The organism is Halorussus salilacus (assembly GCF_024138125.1).
Lineage (GTDB): Archaea > Halobacteriota > Halobacteria > Halobacteriales > Haladaptataceae > Halorussus > Halorussus salilacus.
In genome coordinates, this window is the sequence record NZ_CP099994.1 from 194,821 (window position 1) to 214,595 (window position 19,775).

Sequence of the window (19,775 nt, forward strand, 5' to 3'; positions counted from 1 at the left end):
ATTCGATGCTTCCGCCAGAGACCCACCGAGTCCTTCGGGACTCGGCAACCATTCCGGTTGATCCTGCCGGAGGCCATTGCTATCGGAGTCCGATTTAGCCATGCTAGTCGCACGAGTTCACACTCGTGGCGGAAAGCTCAGTAACACGTGGCCAAACTGCCCTCTGGATCAAGATAACCTCGGGAAACTGAGGCTAATCTTGAATACGGCTCTCACTCTGGAGTGAGGAGAGCCCGAAACGCTACGGCGCCAGAGGATGTGGCTGCGGCCGATTAGGTAGACGGTGGGGTAACGGCCCACCGTGCCGATAATCGGTACGGGTTGTGAGAGCAAGAGCCCGGAGACGGAATCTGAGACAAGATTCCGGGCCCTACGGGGCGCAGCAGGCGCGAAACCTTTACACTGCACGACAGTGCGATAAGGGGACTCCGAGTGCGAGGGCATATAGTCCTCGCTTTTGTACACCGTAAGGTGGTGTACGAATAAGGACTGGGCAAGACCGGTGCCAGCCGCCGCGGTAATACCGGCAGTCCGAGTGATGGCCGCTATTATTGGGCCTAAAGCGTCCGTAGCCGGCCAGACAGGTCCGTCGGGAAATCTGCTCGCTCAACGAGCAGGCGTCCGGCGGAAACCAGCTGGCTTGGGGCCGGAAGACTCGAGGGGTACGTCCGGGGTAGGAGTGAAATCCCGTAATCCTGGACGGACCACCGGTGGCGAAAGCGCCTCGAGAAGACGGACCCGACGGTGAGGGACGAAAGCTAGGGTCACGAACCGGATTAGATACCCGGGTAGTCCTAGCTGTAAACGATGCTCGCTAAGTATGGCGTAGACTACGAGTCTACGCTGTGCTGCAGTGAAGACGTCAAGCGAGCCGCCTGGGAAGTACGTCCGCAAGGATGAAACTTAAAGGAATTGGCGGGGGAGCACTACAACCGGAGGAGCCTGCGGTTTAATTGGACTCAACGCCGGACATCTCACCAGCTCCGACTGCAGTAATGATTGCCAGGTTGATGACCTTGCATGACGCTGCAGAGAGGAGGTGCATGGCCGCCGTCAGCTCGTACCGTGAGGCATCCTGTTAAGTCAGGCAACGAGCGAGACCCGCATCCCTAATTGCCAGCAGTACCCTTGTGGTAGCTGGGTACATTAGGGAGACTGCCACGGCCAACGTGGAGGAAGGAACGGGCAACGGTAGGTCAGCATGCCCCGAATGAGCTGGGCTACACGCGGGCTACAATGGCCGGGACAACGGGTGGCAACGCAGAAATGCGGCGCTAATCTCTTAAACCCGGTCGTAGTTCGGATTGAGGACTGAAACTCGTCCTCATGAAGCTGGATTCGGTAGTAATCGCGCTTCAGAAGAGCGCGGTGAATACGTCCCTGCTCCTTGCACACACCGCCCGTCAAAGCACCCGAGTGAGGTCCGGATGAGGCCGGGAAACCCCGGTCGAATCTGGGCTTCGCAAGGGGCTTAAGTCGTAACAAGGTAGCCGTAGGGGAATCTGCGGCTGGATCACCTCCTAACGCACGGGACCACCCACACCGGGTGGCCCACACCCGTCCGTCTTCGCGACGGACACGGAGGGTCCTCGACGATGCTGTCGTGGTGCCGACCGGGCACCTTCGAACTACCAGGGCTCAGACCTAGCTCGTGGGAGCGCCTCCATCTCCGGAGGTTCTAGGTTCGACTCCTAGTAGGTCCTTACTCCGGGTTAATCCCGAACCGTGACCCTTATACGTGGTCCGGCGTTACGGATTAATCCGAAGACCGATGCACTACTCCGTGAAAGCGCGAGTAGGAAGGGTTCGATGCACGCTCTCGCGACCACCGAGACGTGGCGATGACGACCGTGTGTACGTGCAATCCAGGCGTCCACTGGACTCGATTTCATCGGGTCACAGTGACATTATCCACAACAACGTGGCTACTGTGCCGCCTGGTGGATGGCTCGGCTCGAGCGCCGACGACGGACGTGCCAAGCTGCGATAAGCCTATGGGAGCCGCACGGAGGCAAAGAACATAGGATCTCCGAATGGGAATCCCCACCGCAATTGCTTCGCGCAATGGGGAACGTCGGGAATTGAAACATCTCAGTACCGACAGGAAAAGAAACCGAACGGGATGTCGTCAGTAACCGCGAGTGAACGCGACACAGTCCAAACCGAAGCCCACACGGGCAATGTGGTGTTCGGACTGACCCTCAGCAGTCGAACCACTCTCTGAAGTCTTCTGGAACGGAGCGCGATACAGGGTGAAAGCCCCGTAAGAGAGTGAAGTACGCTGTGCGTCAGCTCCAGAGTAGCGGGGATTGGAACTTCCTCGTGAATACCGCCAGCATTGATGGCGAAGACTAAACACGTCTCGAGACCGATAGCGAACAAGTAGCGTGAGCGAACGCTGAAAAGCACCCCACAAAGGGAGGTGCAACAGGGCCTGAAATCAGGTGGCGATAGAGCGATGGGGCACAAAAGGTCCCGTGACAAACGACCGAGGCGCAAGCCTCCAGTAGGACTCACGGGAAGCCGGTGTTCCATCGTACGTTTTGAAAAACGAGCCAGGGAGTGTATCAGTTCGGCGAGTCTAACCCGAGCATCGGGGAAGGCACAGGGAAACCGACATGGCCGCAGCCGTCAGGCGAGGGCCGCCGTGTTCAAGCGCGGGGAGTCGAACCGATACGACCCGAAACCGGATGATCTATGCGCGGGCAAGGCGAAGCGTGGCGAAAGCCACGTGGAGGCCTGCTAGAGTTGGTGTCCTACAATACCCTCTCGTGACCTGCGTATAGGGGTGAAAGGCCCATCGAATCCGGCAACAGCTGGTTCCAGTCGAAACATGTCGAAGCATGACCTCTGCTGAGGTAGTCCGTGAGGTAGAGCGACCGATTGCGGGCGTCGACTCCGAGAGGAGTCGACCCCGCTGTCAAACTCCAAACTTACGGACGCCGCTGACGCAGGGAATCCGGTGTGCGGGGTAAGCCTGTGCACCGTGAGGGAGACAACCCAGAGCTGGGTTAAGGTCCCCAAGTGCGGACTAAGTGCGATCGAAGGTGGTCCCGAGCCCTAAACAGCCGGGAGGTGAGCTTAGAAGCAGCTACCCTCTAAGAAAAGCGTAACAGCTTACCGGCCGAGGTTCGGGGCGCCCAAAATGATCGGGGCTCAAGTCCGCCACCGAGACCTAGCGGCGCCCGTCACAGGGCGATCCAGTAGACTGGCACTCCATTTGGGTGGAAGCTCGAACGAGAGTTCGCGTGGACCGAATGGTGACGAAAATCCTGGCCATAGTAGCAGCGTTAGTCGGGTTAGACCCCCGACGGCCTTACGAGCAAGGGTTCCTCAGCAATGTTGAACAGCTGAGGGTTAGTCGATCCTAAGTCTCGTCGTAATTCGAGCGAGACAAACGGGAAACTGGTTAATATTCCAGTACCTCACTACAGTGAAACCGACGCCTCGGGGTAGGCTGAGTCGGGCACTCGCCCGGTCGAACCGTCAAAATCCGTGGAAGCCGTAACGGCACGAAGCGGACGAACGGCGGGACAGCGCAAGTCAGTCCAACCTGGGGCCCGTGAAAAGGGAGTAGTGAGTTCGTACCAAGATCCGACACAGGTGCTCTGGCAGCGAAAGCCAAGGTCTGTCGGGAGCAACCGACGTTAGGGAATTCGGCAAGTTAGTCCCGTAAGTTCGCGATAAGGGATGCCTGCCCCAGATCGGGGCAGGTCGCAGTGACTCGGACGCTCCGACTGTCTAGTAACAACATAGGTGACCGCAAATCCGTAAGGACTCGTACGGTCACTGAATCCTGCCCAGTGCGGGTATCTGAACACCGGGTACAACCGGGCGAAGGACCCGTTAACGGCGGGGGTAACTATGACCCTCTTAAGGTAGCGTAGTACCTTGCCGCTTCAGTAGCGGCTTGCATGAATGGATCAACGAGAGCGTCACTGTCCCAACGTTGGGCCCGGTGAACTGTACGTTCCAGTGCGGAGTCTGGAGACCCCCAAGGGGAAGCGAAGACCCTATAGAGCTTTACTGCAGGCTGTCGCTGAGACACGGTCGCTGATGTGCAGCATAGGTAGGAGCCACTACACAGGTACCCGCGCCAGCGGGCCACCGAGGCAACATTGAAATACTACCCGTCAGTGACTGTGACTCTCACTCCGGGAGGAGGACACCGGTAGCCGGGCAGTTTGACTGGGGCGGTACACGCTCGAAAAGATATCGAGCGTGCCCCAAGATTCTCTCATCCGGGTCGGGAACCCGGAACAGAGCGCAAGAGCAAAAGAGAGTCTGACAGTGTCCTGCACAACAAGGGACGCTGACGCGAAAGCGTGGTCTAGCGAACCTATCAGCCTGCTTGATGCGGGCGATAGATGACAGAAAAGCTACCTTAGGGATAACAGAGTCGTCACCCGCAAGAGCACATATCGACCGGGTGGCTTGCTACCTCGATGTCGGTTCCCTCCATCCTGCCCGTGCAGAAGCGGGCAAGGGTGAGGTTGTTCGCCTATTAAAGGAGGTCGTGAGCTGGGTTTAGACCGTCGTGAGACAGGTCGGCTGCTATCTATTGGGGTGTCATGGTATCTGACGGGAACGATCGTATAGTACGAGAGGAACTACGATTGGTCACCACTGGTGTACCGGTCGTCCGAGAGGGCGCGTGCCGGGCAGCCACGTGACACGGGGTAAGAGCTGAACGCATCTAAGCTCGAAACCCACCTGGAAAAGAGATACCGCCGAGATCACTCGTAGAAGACGAGTTCGATAGGCTCGGGATGTACGCGCCGAGGCAACGAGGCGTTCAGTCTGCGAGTACTAACCGATCGACGCCACACACTCATGCACTGTACTCGAGAAATCGAGTCCAGGCGCTAACTGGATTGCACGAACACACGGTCGTCAGTACATCGGACTACCGACGTTGGACACTGTTCGCGGTTCGATTCCGCGAGTCGGCGTTAAGGCGGCCATAGCGGCGGGGTTGACACCCGTACCCATCCCGAACACGGAAGTTAAGCCCGCCTGCGTTCCAGTGAGTACTGGAGTGGGCGACCCTCTGGGAAAGCCGGTTCGCCGCCTCCCATTCATACCACTATTCACCCCACGACCAGCGCACGCGCTGGCCGTGGGGTTTTTGTATTTTATGCGATAGCACTCGCGAGCGGCGGCGCTTCGACTGGCTCGCCGCACGCGGTCGAGCGACCTCGACGATTCAAACTGCAGAAGGGAGCATCTGGCGAGTGGCCAGGGTCACCGGGTGTCGTCTCGCGGCCGGTCGGGGTCGCGCCCGAACAGGAACGCCGCGAACGCGACGGGCGAGAGCAGTCCGAGCAGGCCGCTCGCGCCGACCGCCGCGGTCCACGCGTCGAGTTCGAACCCCGACTCGCCACCCGATTCGCCGCCGCCGACCTCGGCGTCGCCGACGACGAGTGCGCCCTTCATCCCCATCGACTCGTGGGGGACGCAGACGTACCTGAACACGCCCTCCTCCTCGGCGGTGTACTCGAAGGTGTGGCCCTCGTCGCCGACCGTCTCGCTCTCGAACGCGCCGCCCTCGTCGACGACGTTGTGCTGGCCGCCGTCGCCGGTCCACTCCCAGACGACCGTGGTCCCGGGGTCGATTCTGACCGCCGCGGGGCCGAAGGCGAACCCGCCGCCGTTGCCCTGCGCGCCGACCTCGATGGTGACCTCGTCCTCGCCGGTGTGGTCCTCGACGCCGTCGTAGTTCTCGACGCCCTCGAACCACGAGTCGAGGCCGTCGTCCGACTGGGCGGCCGCGGGCGCGCTCGCGAGCGCGCCCGCGGCCGCCGTGGCGGTCGTTGCCGCGGTCCCCTTCAGGAACGTCCGTCTCGTGGTGGATTTCGTCATCGGAATCACGCCTCGTAGCCCGCGTACTCCATCAGCTGTGCGAAGATGTCGGTGTCCATCACCGACTCGTAGACGATGCCTCCGAGCATCCCGCCGGGGTAGCTCCGGCCGTTCATGACGTGGTTGACCTTGTGGCAGTGCATCAGGTAGATGCCGGGGTCGGCGTCGGCCGTGAACTCGATGGTGTGGCGCTCGGCGGGTGCGATGTTCGTGATGTCCTCGTCGTGACGGGCCGCCTCGGGGATGGTCCCGCCGTCCTTCTCGACGAGCTGGAACCGGTGGTTGTGGATGTGCATCGGGTGGGACATGTACCCGCCGTTGACGAGGTGGAGCCGGACGGTCTCGCCCTCCTTGACGATGATGGGCGACCCCTGCTCGGGGTGGAGCGTCCGGGGCGCGCTCTTGCCGTTGACCGTGAACACGTCGGGCTGGCGCTCGCGGGGGTTGTAGTTTACGTCCTCGCCCGCCATCTGTCGGGGGAGCCGCGAGTCCCAGTCCTTGAACGTTAGGAAGTGCTCCTTGTCGGCCTCCTCGTAGTCCTTCGGGTCGACGCGGAAGATGCCGTACATCCCCATGTCGATGTGGCGCTGGGTCTGGAAGTGGCAGTGGTAGACGTGGGTTCCCGGGACGTTGGCTGGAATCTCGTAGGTGTGTTCCTCACCGGCGTCGACCGTGATGCCGGTCGTCGTCGGCACGCCGTCGTTCTCCCAGGTCTTGCTGGCGCCGTGGAAGTGGATGGTGTGTGCGCGCTGGCCCTCGGTGTTGTCGAGGGTGACCTCCATGTCCTCGCCCTCCGTGGTCCGGAGGATGGGACCGGGAACGCTGGGGTCGCGGTCGTCGGCCTGGAACGCCCACACCTGCGGGAACGCTATCGGTCCGCCCATCGACTCACCGGGGTGGACGTCGTGGCGCGCGGGTTGGGTCTTCATCGTCACCTGACCGCCCTGTTCGTCCACGTTCACGATCTCCGGCGGACTCGTGGTCGGCAGCGAGTCGTCGCTCTGCATCGCCTCCTGTCGCGTGGTCCGGGTCCGTTGGTCGCTGGCACTCGGGGCGGTGCACCCCGCCGTGGCGGCGAGCCCACCCGCGCCGGTCGCTTTCAGGAAGTCGCGTCGAGACGGTCCGTTTCCGGGTGCGCCGATGTCGGTCATGATACAGTTGAAGATAGACATCCCGTATGTAAATCGGGGGACGCTGATTCCCGAGAACTGAAAATCGCGACCCCGAGTCGAACGAATTATGTATCGGCTGGCGATACTCCCAGTAGATGGTACGAGACCCGGCGGGAGCGCAGGATCAACCGAACCTGCAGGAGGTCCTCGACGCGCTCGACGACCCGGACTGCCGGGCCATCGTCAAACACCTCGACGAACCGATGACAGCCAGCGAACTCTCGGACACCGCCGACATCCCGCTCTCGACGGTCTATCGGAAGCTCGAACTCCTCAGCGAGGCGTCGCTGTTGCGGGAACTCACCGAGGTTCGGAGCGACGGCCACCACACCACCCGCTACGACCGGGACTTCGACGAGGTGACGCTAGCGATAACCGAGAACCGCGAGTTCGACGTCACCGTCGCGCGGCCCGCCCGGTCGGCCGAAGAACAGCTCGCGAACATGTGGTCGGAGGTGCGAAAACAGACATGACTCACGACGTTACCACCCTCGTCGTCGCCCTGAAGACAGTCACCCTCCTGCTCGGAGGGTTGATAACCTACTTCGCGTACAAGGCCTACCGCCAGACGGGATCTCCCGCGCTCCGAGCGCTCGCGCTCGGGTTCGCGTTCGTCACGCTCGGCGCGTTCCTCGCGGGCGTCGCCGACCAGGGGATCGGTCTCGACCGCTCGCTCGTGCTGGTCATCGAGAGCGGTCTGGCCGCGCTCGGGTTCGCGGTCATCACCTACTCGCTGTACGTGGACTGACTCGCTTCTCACGGTTCCTCCTCACACCGGCGCTCCGCTCGGCGACGACGGTCCCCGCGCGTCTCGTTCGGGCGAGAGCGTCACGTCTGGGCCTCGGTCCGGCCTCACACCGACTCAGGTCGTGATTGCGCCACGGTATTCGGGAATTCTTCCGTTGCCGTCTTTCGATTTCGACGCGTGAGCTCGGGAACGTCTTTCTATTCGGAGGCCTCGGCGAAAACACGCGGGCGGGACGTCTAGTTTTACCAATAACCACATACAACATTATAAATAATTAGATACATATGCGACTCCGTTGTCTCTCCGTTGGGATGTCAGAGAAATCCAACATGTCTCGCCGTCGCTTCCTCGAAGCGACTGGCGGGGCGGCATCGGCTGTAGCGCTCACGGGTACCGCGGTCGGTCAGGACACCACCACCGAAAGCGGTCAGGATACCACCACCGAAGGGGGACAGGACACCACCCAAGAGGGGGGTGGGGACGGAGACAGCGAGCTCAACCTCATCAACTCGACGATGACCACGCTCGACCCCATCGAGGCGACCGACACCGCCTCCGGGACGGTCATCCAACAGGTGTTCGACGCCCTGATGAACTATCCGGACGGGGCCATCGAGGTCGAGACCCAGCTCGCAGACGACTACGAGGTGTCCGACGACTTCACGCAGTACACCTTCCAGCTCAAGGAGGGCGCGACGTACCACAACGGCGAGGAGGTCACCGCGCAGGACTTCGTGTACGCGTGGGAACGACTCGCGGCCTCAGAGAACTCCAGTCGCGCGTACTTCGTGCTCGACTCCATCGGTATCGCCCACGAGACGACCACCGAGACCACCGAGGAGGGCGAAGAAGAGGAGTCCTACGAGCCCGGGACCCTCGCGGTCGAGGCCAGCGACGATTACACCCTCGAAATGGAACTCGAAGAGCCGTTCCACGCCACGCTCCCGATGCTGGCGTACACGTCGTTCGCCGCGGTTCCGGAGGGACTCGTCGACGACATCGAGGGCTACGACGGGGAGATGTCTCAGGACGAGTTCGCCAGCGAGAGCCCGGTCGGGGCCGGACCGTTCGAGTTCGAGAACTGGGCGACCAACGACGAGGCGTCGGTCACGCGCTTCGACGACTACCACGGTAGCGTGGCGAACGTCCAGCGGGTCCACTGGAACATCGTCGAGGACGCCAACGCCCGGTGGACGTACGTGACCAACCAGAACGCCGACGTCTTCCAGATTCCGACCCAGTTCTACGACCCGAACCTTCTCAGCGTCGAGAACACCGACGACCAGGGTCGGGAGACCGGCACCTACGGTCCGGTCGAGCGCGCGAACGACGAGACGCTCAACTATCAGGGCGTCCCGACCATCAACGCCTTCTACATCGGCTTCAACACCGACACGGTCGAGAAACCGGCGCGGCAGGCCGCGGCGTACGCGATGAACCAGCAGGACGTTCTCGACCAAATTTTCAAGGGCCGGGGAGAACCGTCCTATCACTTCACGCCGCCGACCATCTACCCCGGGGGCCCGGAGGAGTACCAGAGCCACGCCGAGGAGAACTACCCCTACGGCTACAACGAGACCCAGCTCGACCAGGCCCGGCAGGTCATGGAGGAGGCCGGATACGGCCAGAACGAGCGCTACTCGTTCACCATGACGGTCTACGAGTCCTCGGACACCTGGGAGGACGTCGCCGTCCTCCTGCGCGACCAGCTCGCGAGCGCCCACATCGACATGGCGGTCGAGAGCGCGCCGTTCTCGACCCTGCTGGAACGCGGTCGCAACGGTAATCTCGGAGCCTACTCGCTCGGATGGGTCATGGACTGGCCCGCACCCGACAACTTCCTCCAGTTGCTCAATCCGCCCCAGACCGACACGTCCCAGGCGGCGCCCATCTCCTACTTCAACTGGAGCGACACCGACGCGGCCAGCTCCGCCGAGGAGGCGTGGGCGACCATCGAGGAGAACCGCGCGCCGACCGACGAGGACGAGCAGGCCCGCGGCGAGGCCTACGTCCAGATGGAGGAGGCCAACTGGGAGGACATCGCGCTCCTGCCGACCTACCACGAACTCGACCAGCGGTTCAGCTACGAGTCGGTCGACATCTCCGCGTTCGGTGCGGCCGGGACGAGTCGACAGATGTACAACGAAGTCAGTCTGAACTGACCCGAGCTATCGCTCGCTCCTTTTTCGTGGGAACGACCCGAACGACGGACCTGTAGCGGTCGAAGACGGGTCACGGGGACCGAGTCCCCGAGGTTCGACAATGGTGTTGGGACCGGTGTCAGAGGCACACGCTGGTTCCGCACCAGCGTTCCCACTTGAGACCCGGGGTCCTTCATCCCATCTTCCGAGGGGGTCGCTCACGCGTTGTGAGCAGACACAAAAGCCTATCGCACACTTAAATATGTGCTTACATGTAATTTCTTATGTAAGCGGTGTGTGCGTTCTCCCATGTCCCCCGATTCCGCCGCGATGCAGAAGTGTCTCCGGAACCGAAGCCACTTCCTGCGTCGACTGCGCCGCCCCCACGAGAAGTGCGAACTGGCCCGCGAACTCCGGGAGTCGCGGTCCACCATCGACCGCGCGGTCCGGGAACTCGAGTCTGCCGGGTTCGTCGACCGGACCGAGGACGGCTACCGGACGACGCTCGCGGGGAAACTCGCGCTCGAAGACCGCGAGCGCCACGCCGCTCGTCTCGACGGAATCGCCCGATTCCGGGAGGCGCTCGCCGGGCTCGCGCCCGACGCGCCGCTCGACGCCGCCCTCTTCGAGGACGCCGAGGTGTCGCTACCCGAGTCGTACTCCCCCCACGAACCCGTCGAGACGCTGGCGTCGTTCCTCGCGGAGGCGTCTCACGTCCGGCTGTTCGCGTCGGCCGTCGTCTCGCGCTACGTCGACCTCTACCGCGAGCGCGTCGAGGCGGGGATGACCGCCGACCTCGTCTTCGCCGAGGAGGTGTTCGAGTGGTTGCTGGCCCGTCGCAAGGAGGACGTGTCGGCGCTGCTCGGAACGTCCGGGGTCTCGGTCTCGCGAACGCCGCTCGACCGGTCGTTCAGCCTCGTGCTGATCGACCGCGCCGACCGCGGTGAGTGCGCCGACCCCGCCGACTCCGCCGACTCCGCCGCCCGAGGTACTCGCACGACTTCGGCCGCCGACGCCGGGTCGGTCGACCCGGCGTCGGCGGCCGACCGCTCGGACCGAGCGGTCGGGGTGATGCTCTACGACGACGGCTCCATCCTCGGGTTCGTCCGGACCGACTCCCGCGAGGCGGTCGCGTGGGCCGACGACCTGTTCGAGCGCGTCGCGTCGGAGGCCGCGCGCGTCGGGCGTTCGCCCGACGCGCGCGACGGCGGAGTCGCCGAATCTTGATTCCCTTCCAAATCCCGAGTCCCGTGCCGATTTCCCTTCGCCGAAGTCCGAGTCCCCGCGCCGACTTCCTATCCGCCTCCGTCGACCTCCTCCATCGCGACCTCGCCCGCCGGAACCCGGTAGCGCCGCAGGAGCCGCTTGGGCACGTCGGCCGAATCGACGCTCCTGTCGACCGCGTACGCCGAGTAGACGAGCTCCTCGCGGTTCACCTCCACGACCGCGTAGCCCCAGTTGCTGCTGTCGAACCACTCGACGTGGGGGTTCTCTATCCGTAGCGCGCCCGCGACCGCGTCGCTCTCGGGGAGCTGTCCCGTCGCGACGAGGTTGTCGCTGGAGACCGCCGGGGCCATGAACTCGACGCCCACGCGCTCGCGCTCGCTCTCGGACGCGAGCGCCTGCGGGGACACCGCGAAGTCGGCCAGCAGGTACGCCGCCAGATAGCTGTGCATGTCGCCGGTCAGCGTGACGAGGTTCTCGACGCCCGCCTCCGAAAGCGCCGACAGGAGCCGCCCGCGCTCGGTCCGGTAGCCGTCCCATGCGTCGGCGTTGACCGCCACGCTGCCGTCGTCGAGGAACCGGAACGCCGACGCCAGCACCTCGTTGCCCCACAGCGTCCACCGGGCCGACGAGTCGGTCGTCCCGTCGAGGAACCACCGGCGCTGGTCGTCGCCGAGCATCGTCCGGCCGGGGTCCTCGGCGGCCTCCTCGGCGGGGACCGCGGGGCCGTCCTCGCCCGCGCTGGGCGGCTCCGACCGGTAGAGGCGCTCGTCGGTCACGAACAGCTCCGCGAGGTCGCCAAACCGGAACGACCGGTAGAGCCGGAACGCGTCGTGGAGGTCGTCGGCCGGGAGTTCCCGGCCGTCGGCTCGGTCGTCTCGGTCGCTCCCCTCGGGCTCGTACTCGACCCGAACTGGGACGTGTTCGGTGTACGCCCGGATGGCGTCGACGTACAGCTGGCGCATGAACTCGGGGTCTTCACCGCGCGGGTGGGTCCCCGACTGGGGCGCGTCGGTCTCGTAGTTCCACCACCGGTCGTTGACGATCTCGTGGTCGTCCCATGTGTGAATGAGGGTGTGGGCCTCCAGCGCGCGCTGGAGGCTCCGGTCGCTGCGGTAGGTCCGGTAGAGGTGCCGATAGTCGGCGAGTTCGTGGGCGAGCCGGTTCCCGCTGGGCAGTTCGATGGCGCGGTCGCCCGGCCCGTCGCCGCCGTACGAGTAGATGAAGTCCCCGAGGTGGACGAGGAAGTCGACGTCCTCCTCGGCGATTCGCGCGAACGCGCCGAAGAAGCCGTCGAGGTAGTCGTTACAGCTCGCGACCGCGAACCGGACCGACTCGGGGCTGGCGTCGGCTCCGGGCAGGGTCCGACACCGCCCGACCCTGCTGGCGTCGCCGTCGTAGACGAACCGATAGCGGTACCGAGTGTCGGCGTCCAGTTCCCCGTCGAGGTCGACGGTCGCGGTGAAGTCGCGGTCGGGACCGAACCGCTCGGGCGGGACGGTCCCCCGGTAGACCACGTCGGCGAACTCGGGGTCGGTCGCCACCTCGACGCCGAGCGGCGTGGCCCCGTCGCGGGCGTCGGGGTCCACGCGGGTCCACAGCAGCACCCCGCTCGGGGTCGGCCCGCCGCTGGCGACCGACTGCGGGAAGACCGACGACGGCTGGCGCTCGACCTCGAAAATTCCCTCGCGCCCGTCGCCGACGGCTTCGGGGTCGATTCGCGCGGCGGCCGCGCCGTCGTCGGCGAGCGCCGACAGGGTCCCCCCGAGCGTGAGCGCGCTGGCGGCGGCCAGAACGTCGCGGCGTGTCGAGTGGTCGGGCACGCGTTCGGTGACGCCGCCGACGCCCAAATAGGTGCGGGATTGATAGGATAATTGATATCTACTGCCAGCGACGAATCGCTGGTAGCGGTCGGTTACGGGGGCGTCGCCGGGTTCGCCGACCGGCCCGAGCGCAGAATGAACAGAATACTAGACGGAAACGTTTTATTCGTATGGCTCCACACATCACGTCCAACACATGAAACGCGCGCTCGCAGTCGTCGACGCCGAGGAGTCCACCAAAGCGCTCGTCCGAGAGGCGGGCGAACTCGCCGCGGCCGTCGATGCCGAACTCGTGCTGTTGCACGTCACGACCGACGATGAGTACAACGACAGGCGACAGGCGATGGCCGAAATCCCCGACAGCAACGTCACCTACTCCGCCCAGCAGGCCCGCGACGGTGCCCGCCAGTTCGCGGCCGACATCGGACACGAGATGCTGAGCGACGTCGATGTCTCCTTCGAGGCGGTCGGTACGCTCGGCGACGAGCAGGACCAGATTCTCCGAACGGCCGACGACCGTGACTGCGACCACCTGTTCATCGCGGGCGAGAAGCGCTCGCCCGCGGGCAAGGCCATCTTCGGCGACCTCACCCAGTCGATAATCCTCAACTTCGACGGGCCGGTCACCGTCGTCACGGAGTAGGGCTTTCGTCGTGGTTTGGTAGACGGTGCTTTTCGGGAGCGGTCTTTTCGAGATGTCCGTTAGGAGCCAGTGGTCCAGACAGCAGAACGAACGTCTCGAAAGCCCCCGCCCGCTCGCGGTCGCTCAGCGACATATCGCCGCAAACCGCGCGGCGATAGGGGTCGCTGAGGCGACCACGGGCCTGCGGCCCGCGAGCGGACGGCCCCTTTCATTCCCACCCACGGTGGACTGTTCCACCGGCTGATTCCCGATGGACGACCCACCGAGCGCCACTAGTCAGTGGGCCGCCCACGAGGCGGGCCAACGATTTTCCCGGTCGCGGTCCAAATCGGTTCTATGGACCTCTACGAGCGGATCGCCGACCTCCCCGTTTCGGTCGAGAGCGTCGAGTTCGAGCGCCGCGAGCGCGAGACGACCAAGTTCACCCGCGCGACCACCGTGGTCTCGCTCCGCGGCGACGGCGAGACCGGCGTCGGGGAGGACGTGACCTACGACGCCGACCTCCACCCGATTCCCGACCGCGACTTCGGCCTCGACGGCGAGTACGCATTCGGCGAGTTCAGCCGCGAACTCGCCGACCGCGAGTTCTTCCCCGACGCCGACCCCGACGACCACTTTCGCCACTACCGGCGGTGGGCGTTCGAGAGCGCCGCGCTCGACCTCGCGCTCCGGCAGGCCGACACCGACCTCGGCGCGGAACTCGGCCGCGAGTACGACCCGGTCCGGTTCGTCGCGAGCCCCCCGCTCGGCGACCCGCCGAGCGCGGCCGCTCTCGACCGGTTCCGCGAGCGAACTCCCGACGTGGAGTTCAAGCTCGACGCCGACGACGGATGGACCCCCGACCTCGTCGCCGACCTCGCGGACGCGGGCGTGCGCGTGGTCGACTTCAAGGCCCACTACGAGGACAGTGAGGTCGCCGGGAGCGCCGACCCGGACCTCTACCGGCGCGTGGTCGAGGCCTTCCCGGACGCGGTCCTCGAAGACCCCGCGTGGACCGACGGGACCCGGGACGCGCTCGCCGACGCCCGCGAGCGCGTCTCGTGGGACTACCCCATCACCGGCGTCGAGAGCGTCCGAGACCTCCCGTTCGAACCCGAGTGGCTCAACGTCAAGCCCTCTCGGTTCGGGTCGGTCGAGTCGCTGTTCGAGACCGTCGAGTACTGCGAGCAGCGCGGCGTCCGGATGTACGGCGGCGGCCAGTTCGAACTCGACGCTGGACGACGCCAGATACAACTGCTGGCGTCGCTTTTCTACCCCGACGCGCCCAACGACGTGGCCCCCGGGGCGTACAACGACCCCGACCCGTCGGCCGACCTGCCCCCGAGTCCCCTGTCGATATCCGACGTGCGCGGGTTCCGATAGCTTCGGGTCGCTCTCCGAGGCGGTCGCCCGTCCTACGCGGTCGCGATTTCGAAGCGCGCACCGCCCGCGTCGCTCTCGTGGGCAGACACGTCCCATCCGTGGGCGTCGGCGATGCTCTTGACGATGGAGAGGCCCAGCCCCGAGCCGTCCTCCGCGGTGGTGTGGCCGTGTTCGAACACCTTCTCGCGGTCGGCCTCGGGGATTCCCGGGCCGTCGTCGGCGACGTAGAAGCCGTCGGCGCGAGCGACGCGCCCCGCGTCGTCGCTCGCGGGACCGCCGAGGGGGCCGACCTCGACGACCACGTCTCCGCCCGCGTGTTCGACCGAGTTCCGAAACAGGTTTTCGAGCAGTTCCTGCAGGCGGCCGTCGTCGGCCTCCAGCTCGCCGAGCCCGTCGGCCACGCGGAGGCTCGCGTCGCCGGTCGAGACGGTCGCCCAGGCCCGCCGGACGACCGCTTCGAGGTCGACGCGCTCGGTCTCGCTCACGTCTTGGCCCTGCCGGGCCAGCTTGAGCAGGTCACCGATGAGCGACTCCATCCGGTCGAGCGCCGACTCGGCCTTCTCGAAGTGGCGCTGTTCGCCGGTCTCCTCGGCGAGTCCGAGGTGGCCCTGCGCGACGTTGAGCGGGTTTCGCAGGTCGTGGCTCACCACGCTGGCGAACTCCTTGAGCCGCTCGTTCTGGCGCTCGACGCGTCGCTTGCGCTTGCGTCGCTCGGTCACGTCGCGGGCCGACCCGAGGTGGGCGACGTCGCCGTCGTACGTGATGACCTGGACGCTCATCTCGACGTAGCGCACGTCGCCGTCCTTCGTCCGGACGCGGAGTTCGTAGTGGGGCGTGTCCTCCTCGGGCTCGCGCTGTTCCATGAGTTCCTTGACCCGCTCGCGGTCGTCCTCGTGGACCACCCCCCAGATGGGTAGCTCGTCGAGTTCCTCGCGGCTGTAGCCGGTGAGTTCGGCGACGCGGTCGTTGACGAACCGGAACCGCCCGTCGCTGTGGATGAAGATGGCGTCGTGGCTCCCCTCGACGAGCGTGCGGTACTTCTCCTCGCTCTCGCGCAGCGCCGACTGGGACTCGATGCGGGAGATGACCTCGGTGACGTGGGACATCAGCAGTTCCGCGAGTTCGAGGTCGTCCTCGTCGAAGGCCTCGGCCTCGCGGGACCCGGCCTGAAACACGCCGTGGTCGCCAAGCGGGACGCTGAGGATGGACCGGTACTGCTTCTGGACCGGTTCGGCCTCGTCCATCGTGCGAACGTCCGGGATGACGAACGACTCGCGGTTCTGGAACGTCCGACCGGCCAGCCCCTCGTCGACTTCGAGGGCGTCGTAGCCGTCGTTGGGCATCTCCGTCGAAGTCGCCTTCGGGACGAGGTAGCCGTCCTCGGCCACGTCGATGCCGCAGATGTCGAACTCTAGGATGCCCTCCGCGGCGTCGACGCCGAGGCGATACACCTCGTCTTCGGTGTGACACGCCTCCATCTCGGACGCGACTTCGTGTAGCTCTTCGATCTTCCGCTTTTCTTCACGTAGCTGTTCGTTCATGGCGTGGTGTTCGGTTCCGGTCGCCGCCGACGGTCGCCAGTTACCTTCGTCTGATTGGTCGCGGAGTCAGGTAGAAATACATTTCCCAATCGTCGGGTGGGCGCTCCCCGGCGCGCCCGGCGGTCGCTGGGCCCTCCGCTCCCGCCGGAACGCCGGTCGTTTTTCTTCATCCTCTCGTTCCTTGGTGAAAATATTCCTTCTGGAACTTAAAAATAGGTGGTCCGACGGTCACGCGCTGTCCCCCAGAGCGCGCACCTCGTCGGCGACCGCTCGCACCGTCTCGTACTCGTCGTCGGCGTAGGCGACGAACCCCGCGTCTTCGAGCGACTCCGGGTCGAAGTCGGCGATCTCCTCGCAGATGATCCGCGCGCCCTCTCGGAGGTCGAACCCCGCGACCCCGCACCCGAGCGCTGGGACGACGACCGACTCCGCCCCGCGGCCGTCGGCGGCGTCGAGCGCGTTCCGGGCCGCCTCCCGGATGCTCTCGGCGGTCGCCCGGCCGTCGCCGTAGTGGGGCATGGCCGCGGCGTGGACCACGTACTCGGCGTCGAGGTCGTACGCGTCGGTGACCGCGACCTCCCCGAGGTCGACCGGTCCCTTCGCCATCGCCTCCTCGTTTAGCTCCTCGCCCGCCGTCCGGCGGAGCGCCCCGGCGACACCGCTTCCCATCCGGAGGCTGGTCCCGGCGGCGTTGACCAGCACGTCGGCGCGCTGTCGGGCGATGTCGCCCTGTATCACGGTGAACTCCATGTCCGGTGATACGCGCGCCGAACGGTTGGATTTGACGGTGCGGGGGGAATTCGACGGTTCGCGGGGACCGCGGGGTCGAGAGACCCCGCGGTCCCCGCGAACCGATTCGCCTTCGCTCCTGCTCGTCCCTCCACTCGCTCTCACCACTTCGTCCGGCCGTCCTCCGTGACGCCGCCGAGCCACAGCAGGTTCGCGAACGGGACGAACGCGAGGAACTCCTCGTCGTCGCCGTAGAGGGTCGCGCCGCGCTCGCCGAGTTCGTAGTCGGCGCAGTCGATCTGCTCGCCGTCGGTCAGTTGTGCTCTGAACATCGTGCCTAGTTCCCGACGGGGGCCGACAAAGGGCTGTCGGCGAGGTCGTTCGCGGGTTGCCGTCGCGCTACCCCCCGCCGCGGGTCACATGGCCGTACTTGAGCAGGCCGACGAACACGCCGCCGCCGACCGCGTTGCCGAGCGTCGCCAGCGAGAGGAACTTCGCGTAGTCGAGGACCGACACCTCCGGCGAGACGAACACGCCGAACAGCACCTCGACGTTGCCCGCGATGGAGTGGGGGAGGTGGAGGATGCCGATGGAGGCGGTGACGAGCCAGATGATGAGCAATCGGCTCACCGTCTCCTGTGCGGCGGTTATCAGCCACGCCAGCAGGCCCATCAGCCACCCCGCGAGGATGCCCGCGACGAACAGCCAGTCGAGGTCGTGGTCGACCAGTTTGTGCGCGATGGTACCGAACGCCTCGGGGTCGGCGACCCCGAGCGAGGGGAACATGGTGACGACGAGCGCGGTGAACGCCGCCCCGCCCACGATGTTGCCCACGTAGACCAGCCCCCAGAGTCGCCCCAGTTCCCGCAACGTCGCCTGTCCGTCGAGGACCGGCATCACCGCGAGGGTCGTGTGCTCGGTGAACAGCTCCGACCGCCCGATGATGACGAAGATGAACCCCACGGCGTAGGCGCTCGCCAGCAGCAGCTCGGTCCCGATGTCGCCGTACCCGCCCTCGCTGAGCGTGAGGAACACCGCCATCAGCAGGGGACCGAACCCGATGTCGAGTCCGGCCGAGAACCCCGACAGCACCAGTCCGGACCACTCCCGGTCCATCTCGTGGAGCCCCGACTCGATGAGCGAGGTGAGAACGTCGGGCGTCGGCGTCTGTTCGCCCGTGAGGGAGGCCTCGGACTCGGAGCCTCCCACGTTACGAACCCTCCCCGTTCGTCGCGACTTCGCCCTCCGGTCGGTTCCGACGAGTCGAGAACCCGCGCATACGTCGTCTACCGTCGCGCGTGTGGTAGTTCTTTTGTTGTTCGGAGCCCGAAACACCGGAAACGCCGGTGTGGTCGTCCGGACCGCGTCCCGACCCCTCGACGTCGCGACACGCTCAAGTCGCGCGCTATCGTATGTCAACTGATGACGGTACTCGTGGACATCGACTGTCCCGACTGCGGCCGAAACCGACCGGTCCGTAAGTTCGGTCTCGGCCGATATCGGTGTCGGCAGTGTGGACGGCAGTTCTCACCCGCAGACATCGTTCGGCGGTAGCGTCGGACTCGCGCGTGGCCGGTCGAGAGCGCGGGAAGACCCCGACGGGGCTACTCAGTTCGACGACGCCTCGGCTACTTCGGGTTCGGCCTCCTCGCCCCGAAGCAGGCGTTCGGCCCGCTCGCGGTCCTCGGGGTAGCCGACGTCGACGCGCCAGCCGTCCATCCGAATCGCGTCGATGGTGCGGCCGCTCTGGATGAGGAGGTCGATGGCCTCGCTGATCTCGTACTCGCCGCGGTTCGAGGGCTGGACGAGGTGACACGCGTGGAAGATGGCGGGGGTGAAGGTGTAGAAGCCGGTCATCACGAGGTTCGAGGGCGGGTTCTCGGGCTTCTCGACCACGTCCGTAATCTCGCCGTACTTGTTGGTATTGCAGACGCCGTACCGCCCGGCCTCCTCGTAGGGGACTTCCTCGACGAGGAAGGCGGCGTCGGCGCGGTCCTCCTGCTGGCGATTCACCACGTCGCCCAGATTGGCGTCGAAGACGTTGTCGCCCAGCATCAGCATGAACTCTTCGTCGATGTGCTCCTCGACCGTCAGGAGAGCGTGAGCCAGTCCCTTCTGCTCGCGCTGGTGGGCGTAGGTCATCGGAATCTCGCCGGACTCCGACGACTCGGACTCCCCGCGAGCGTCGCTCGCGGGGAGTCCGTCGAACGCGTCGCCGTAGTGGTCGATGATGTCCTGCTTGCGGTACCCGACCACGACGACGAACTCGTCGGCACCCAACTCGGCCAACTGCTCGAAACAGTGGCTCAGGATGGGCTTTCCGTCCACTTCGACCATCCCCTTCGGTTTGTCCTCGGTCAGCGGTCGAAGCCGGGTTCCCTCTCCCGCGGCGAGTACTACTGCTTTCATGTCCAGTTCCCGGCGCTACGACAATCCGGACTCGGATATACGTCCCGGCCGACGGAATCGGACCGGCCGACCGGAAGATAGCGACGGAGTCGGCCGTCCTTGCCGTCACCAGCGTCCACGC

The 19,775-nt window shown here is 65.1% G+C and carries 13 protein-coding genes, 3 rRNA genes and 1 pseudogene; 9 read left to right on the forward strand and 8 right to left on the reverse strand.

The window, feature by feature from the left end:
- The first annotated feature begins 50 nt into the window (after positions 1 to 50).
- The 3 genes from NGM10_RS16585 to rrf all read left to right on the forward strand — a co-directional run bounded on the left by NGM10_RS16585 (position 51) and on the right by rrf (position 5,076).
- Positions 51 to 1,522 (forward strand): 16S ribosomal RNA (locus NGM10_RS16585).
- A gap of 394 nt (positions 1,523 to 1,916) precedes the next feature.
- Positions 1,917 to 4,832, forward strand: a 23S ribosomal RNA gene (locus NGM10_RS16590).
- A gap of 121 nt (positions 4,833 to 4,953) precedes the next feature.
- A 5S ribosomal RNA gene (rrf, locus tag NGM10_RS16595) occupies positions 4,954 to 5,076 on the forward strand.
- Together the 16S, 23S and 5S rRNA genes form the textbook arrangement of a ribosomal RNA operon.
- A 276-nt stretch (positions 5,077 to 5,352) precedes the next feature.
- On the opposite strand, the pseudogene NGM10_RS16600 reads toward rrf, so the two are convergent.
- Positions 5,353 to 5,862, reverse strand: a pseudogene (locus tag NGM10_RS16600) (halocyanin domain-containing protein); the annotation flags it as partial.
- A 5-nt stretch (positions 5,863 to 5,867) separates the two neighbouring features.
- Positions 5,868 to 7,013, reverse strand: a complete 1,146-nt coding sequence (locus NGM10_RS16605) for a multicopper oxidase domain-containing protein (RefSeq protein ID WP_253484024.1) — start codon at positions 7,011 to 7,013, stop codon at positions 5,868 to 5,870.
- Positions 7,014 to 7,129: 116 nt separating this feature from the next.
- Between NGM10_RS16605 and NGM10_RS16610 the strand changes: the two genes are divergently transcribed.
- From NGM10_RS16610 to NGM10_RS16625, 4 genes are all read left to right on the forward strand, one after another.
- On the forward strand, positions 7,130 to 7,507 hold the full coding sequence (locus NGM10_RS16610; RefSeq protein ID WP_253484027.1) for a winged helix-turn-helix domain-containing protein: 378 nt from the start codon (positions 7,130 to 7,132) through the stop codon (positions 7,505 to 7,507).
- Positions 7,504 to 7,782, forward strand: a complete 279-nt coding sequence (locus tag NGM10_RS16615) for a DUF7521 family protein (RefSeq protein ID WP_253484030.1) — start codon at positions 7,504 to 7,506, stop codon at positions 7,780 to 7,782. Before NGM10_RS16610 ends, NGM10_RS16615 begins: the two co-directional genes overlap by 4 nt.
- Positions 7,783 to 8,093: 311 nt before the next feature.
- Positions 8,094 to 9,944, forward strand: coding sequence for an ABC transporter substrate-binding protein (locus NGM10_RS16620; protein WP_253484033.1), 1,851 nt, complete (start codon positions 8,094 to 8,096; stop codon positions 9,942 to 9,944).
- 288 nt (positions 9,945 to 10,232) lie between these two features.
- A complete protein-coding gene (locus NGM10_RS16625) occupies positions 10,233 to 11,150 on the forward strand; it encodes a helix-turn-helix transcriptional regulator (RefSeq protein ID WP_253484035.1) in 918 nt (305 codons plus the stop codon).
- 68 nt (positions 11,151 to 11,218) lie between these two features.
- Here the strand turns inward: NGM10_RS16625 and NGM10_RS16630 are convergent, their stop codons facing one another.
- Positions 11,219 to 12,970: an alkaline phosphatase D family protein gene (locus NGM10_RS16630; RefSeq protein WP_253484038.1), complete on the reverse strand. Its 1,752-nt coding sequence runs from the start codon at positions 12,968 to 12,970 to the stop codon at positions 11,219 to 11,221.
- Positions 12,971 to 13,166: 196 nt separating this feature from the next.
- On the opposite strand from NGM10_RS16630, the gene NGM10_RS16635 reads away from it, so the two are divergent.
- Positions 13,167 to 13,613 carry a universal stress protein gene (locus tag NGM10_RS16635; protein ID WP_253484041.1) on the forward strand — a complete coding sequence of 149 codons (447 nt, stop codon included), beginning with the start codon at positions 13,167 to 13,169 and terminating at the stop codon, positions 13,611 to 13,613.
- A gap of 336 nt (positions 13,614 to 13,949) precedes the next feature.
- Positions 13,950 to 14,975, forward strand: a complete 1,026-nt coding sequence (locus tag NGM10_RS16640) for a hypothetical protein (protein ID WP_253484043.1) — start codon at positions 13,950 to 13,952, stop codon at positions 14,973 to 14,975.
- A 32-nt stretch (positions 14,976 to 15,007) separates the two neighbouring features.
- Here the strand turns inward: NGM10_RS16640 and NGM10_RS16645 are convergent, their stop codons facing one another.
- The 5 genes from NGM10_RS16645 to NGM10_RS16665 all read right to left on the reverse strand — a co-directional run bounded on the left by NGM10_RS16645 (position 15,008) and on the right by NGM10_RS16665 (position 19,654).
- A complete protein-coding gene (locus NGM10_RS16645) occupies positions 15,008 to 16,516 on the reverse strand; it encodes a PAS domain S-box protein (protein ID WP_253484046.1) in 1,509 nt (502 codons plus the stop codon).
- Positions 16,517 to 16,744: 228 nt separating this feature from the next.
- Positions 16,745 to 17,266, reverse strand: a complete 522-nt coding sequence (locus NGM10_RS16650; protein ID WP_253484049.1) for a macro domain-containing protein — start codon at positions 17,264 to 17,266, stop codon at positions 16,745 to 16,747.
- 140 nt (positions 17,267 to 17,406) lie between these two features.
- Positions 17,407 to 17,577: a hypothetical protein gene (locus NGM10_RS16655; RefSeq protein WP_253484052.1), complete on the reverse strand. Its 171-nt coding sequence runs from the start codon at positions 17,575 to 17,577 to the stop codon at positions 17,407 to 17,409.
- A 67-nt stretch (positions 17,578 to 17,644) separates the two neighbouring features.
- The gene (locus NGM10_RS16660; protein WP_253484719.1) at positions 17,645 to 18,361 is read right to left on the reverse strand and encodes a formate/nitrite transporter family protein; all 717 of its coding nucleotides are present in this window, start codon (positions 18,359 to 18,361) and stop codon (positions 17,645 to 17,647) included.
- Between the two features lie 492 nt (positions 18,362 to 18,853).
- Complete coding sequence (locus NGM10_RS16665) at positions 18,854 to 19,654, reverse strand: sugar nucleotidyltransferase (protein WP_253484055.1); 801 nt, start codon at positions 19,652 to 19,654, stop codon at positions 18,854 to 18,856.
- Positions 19,655 to 19,775: the final 121 nt, after the last annotated feature.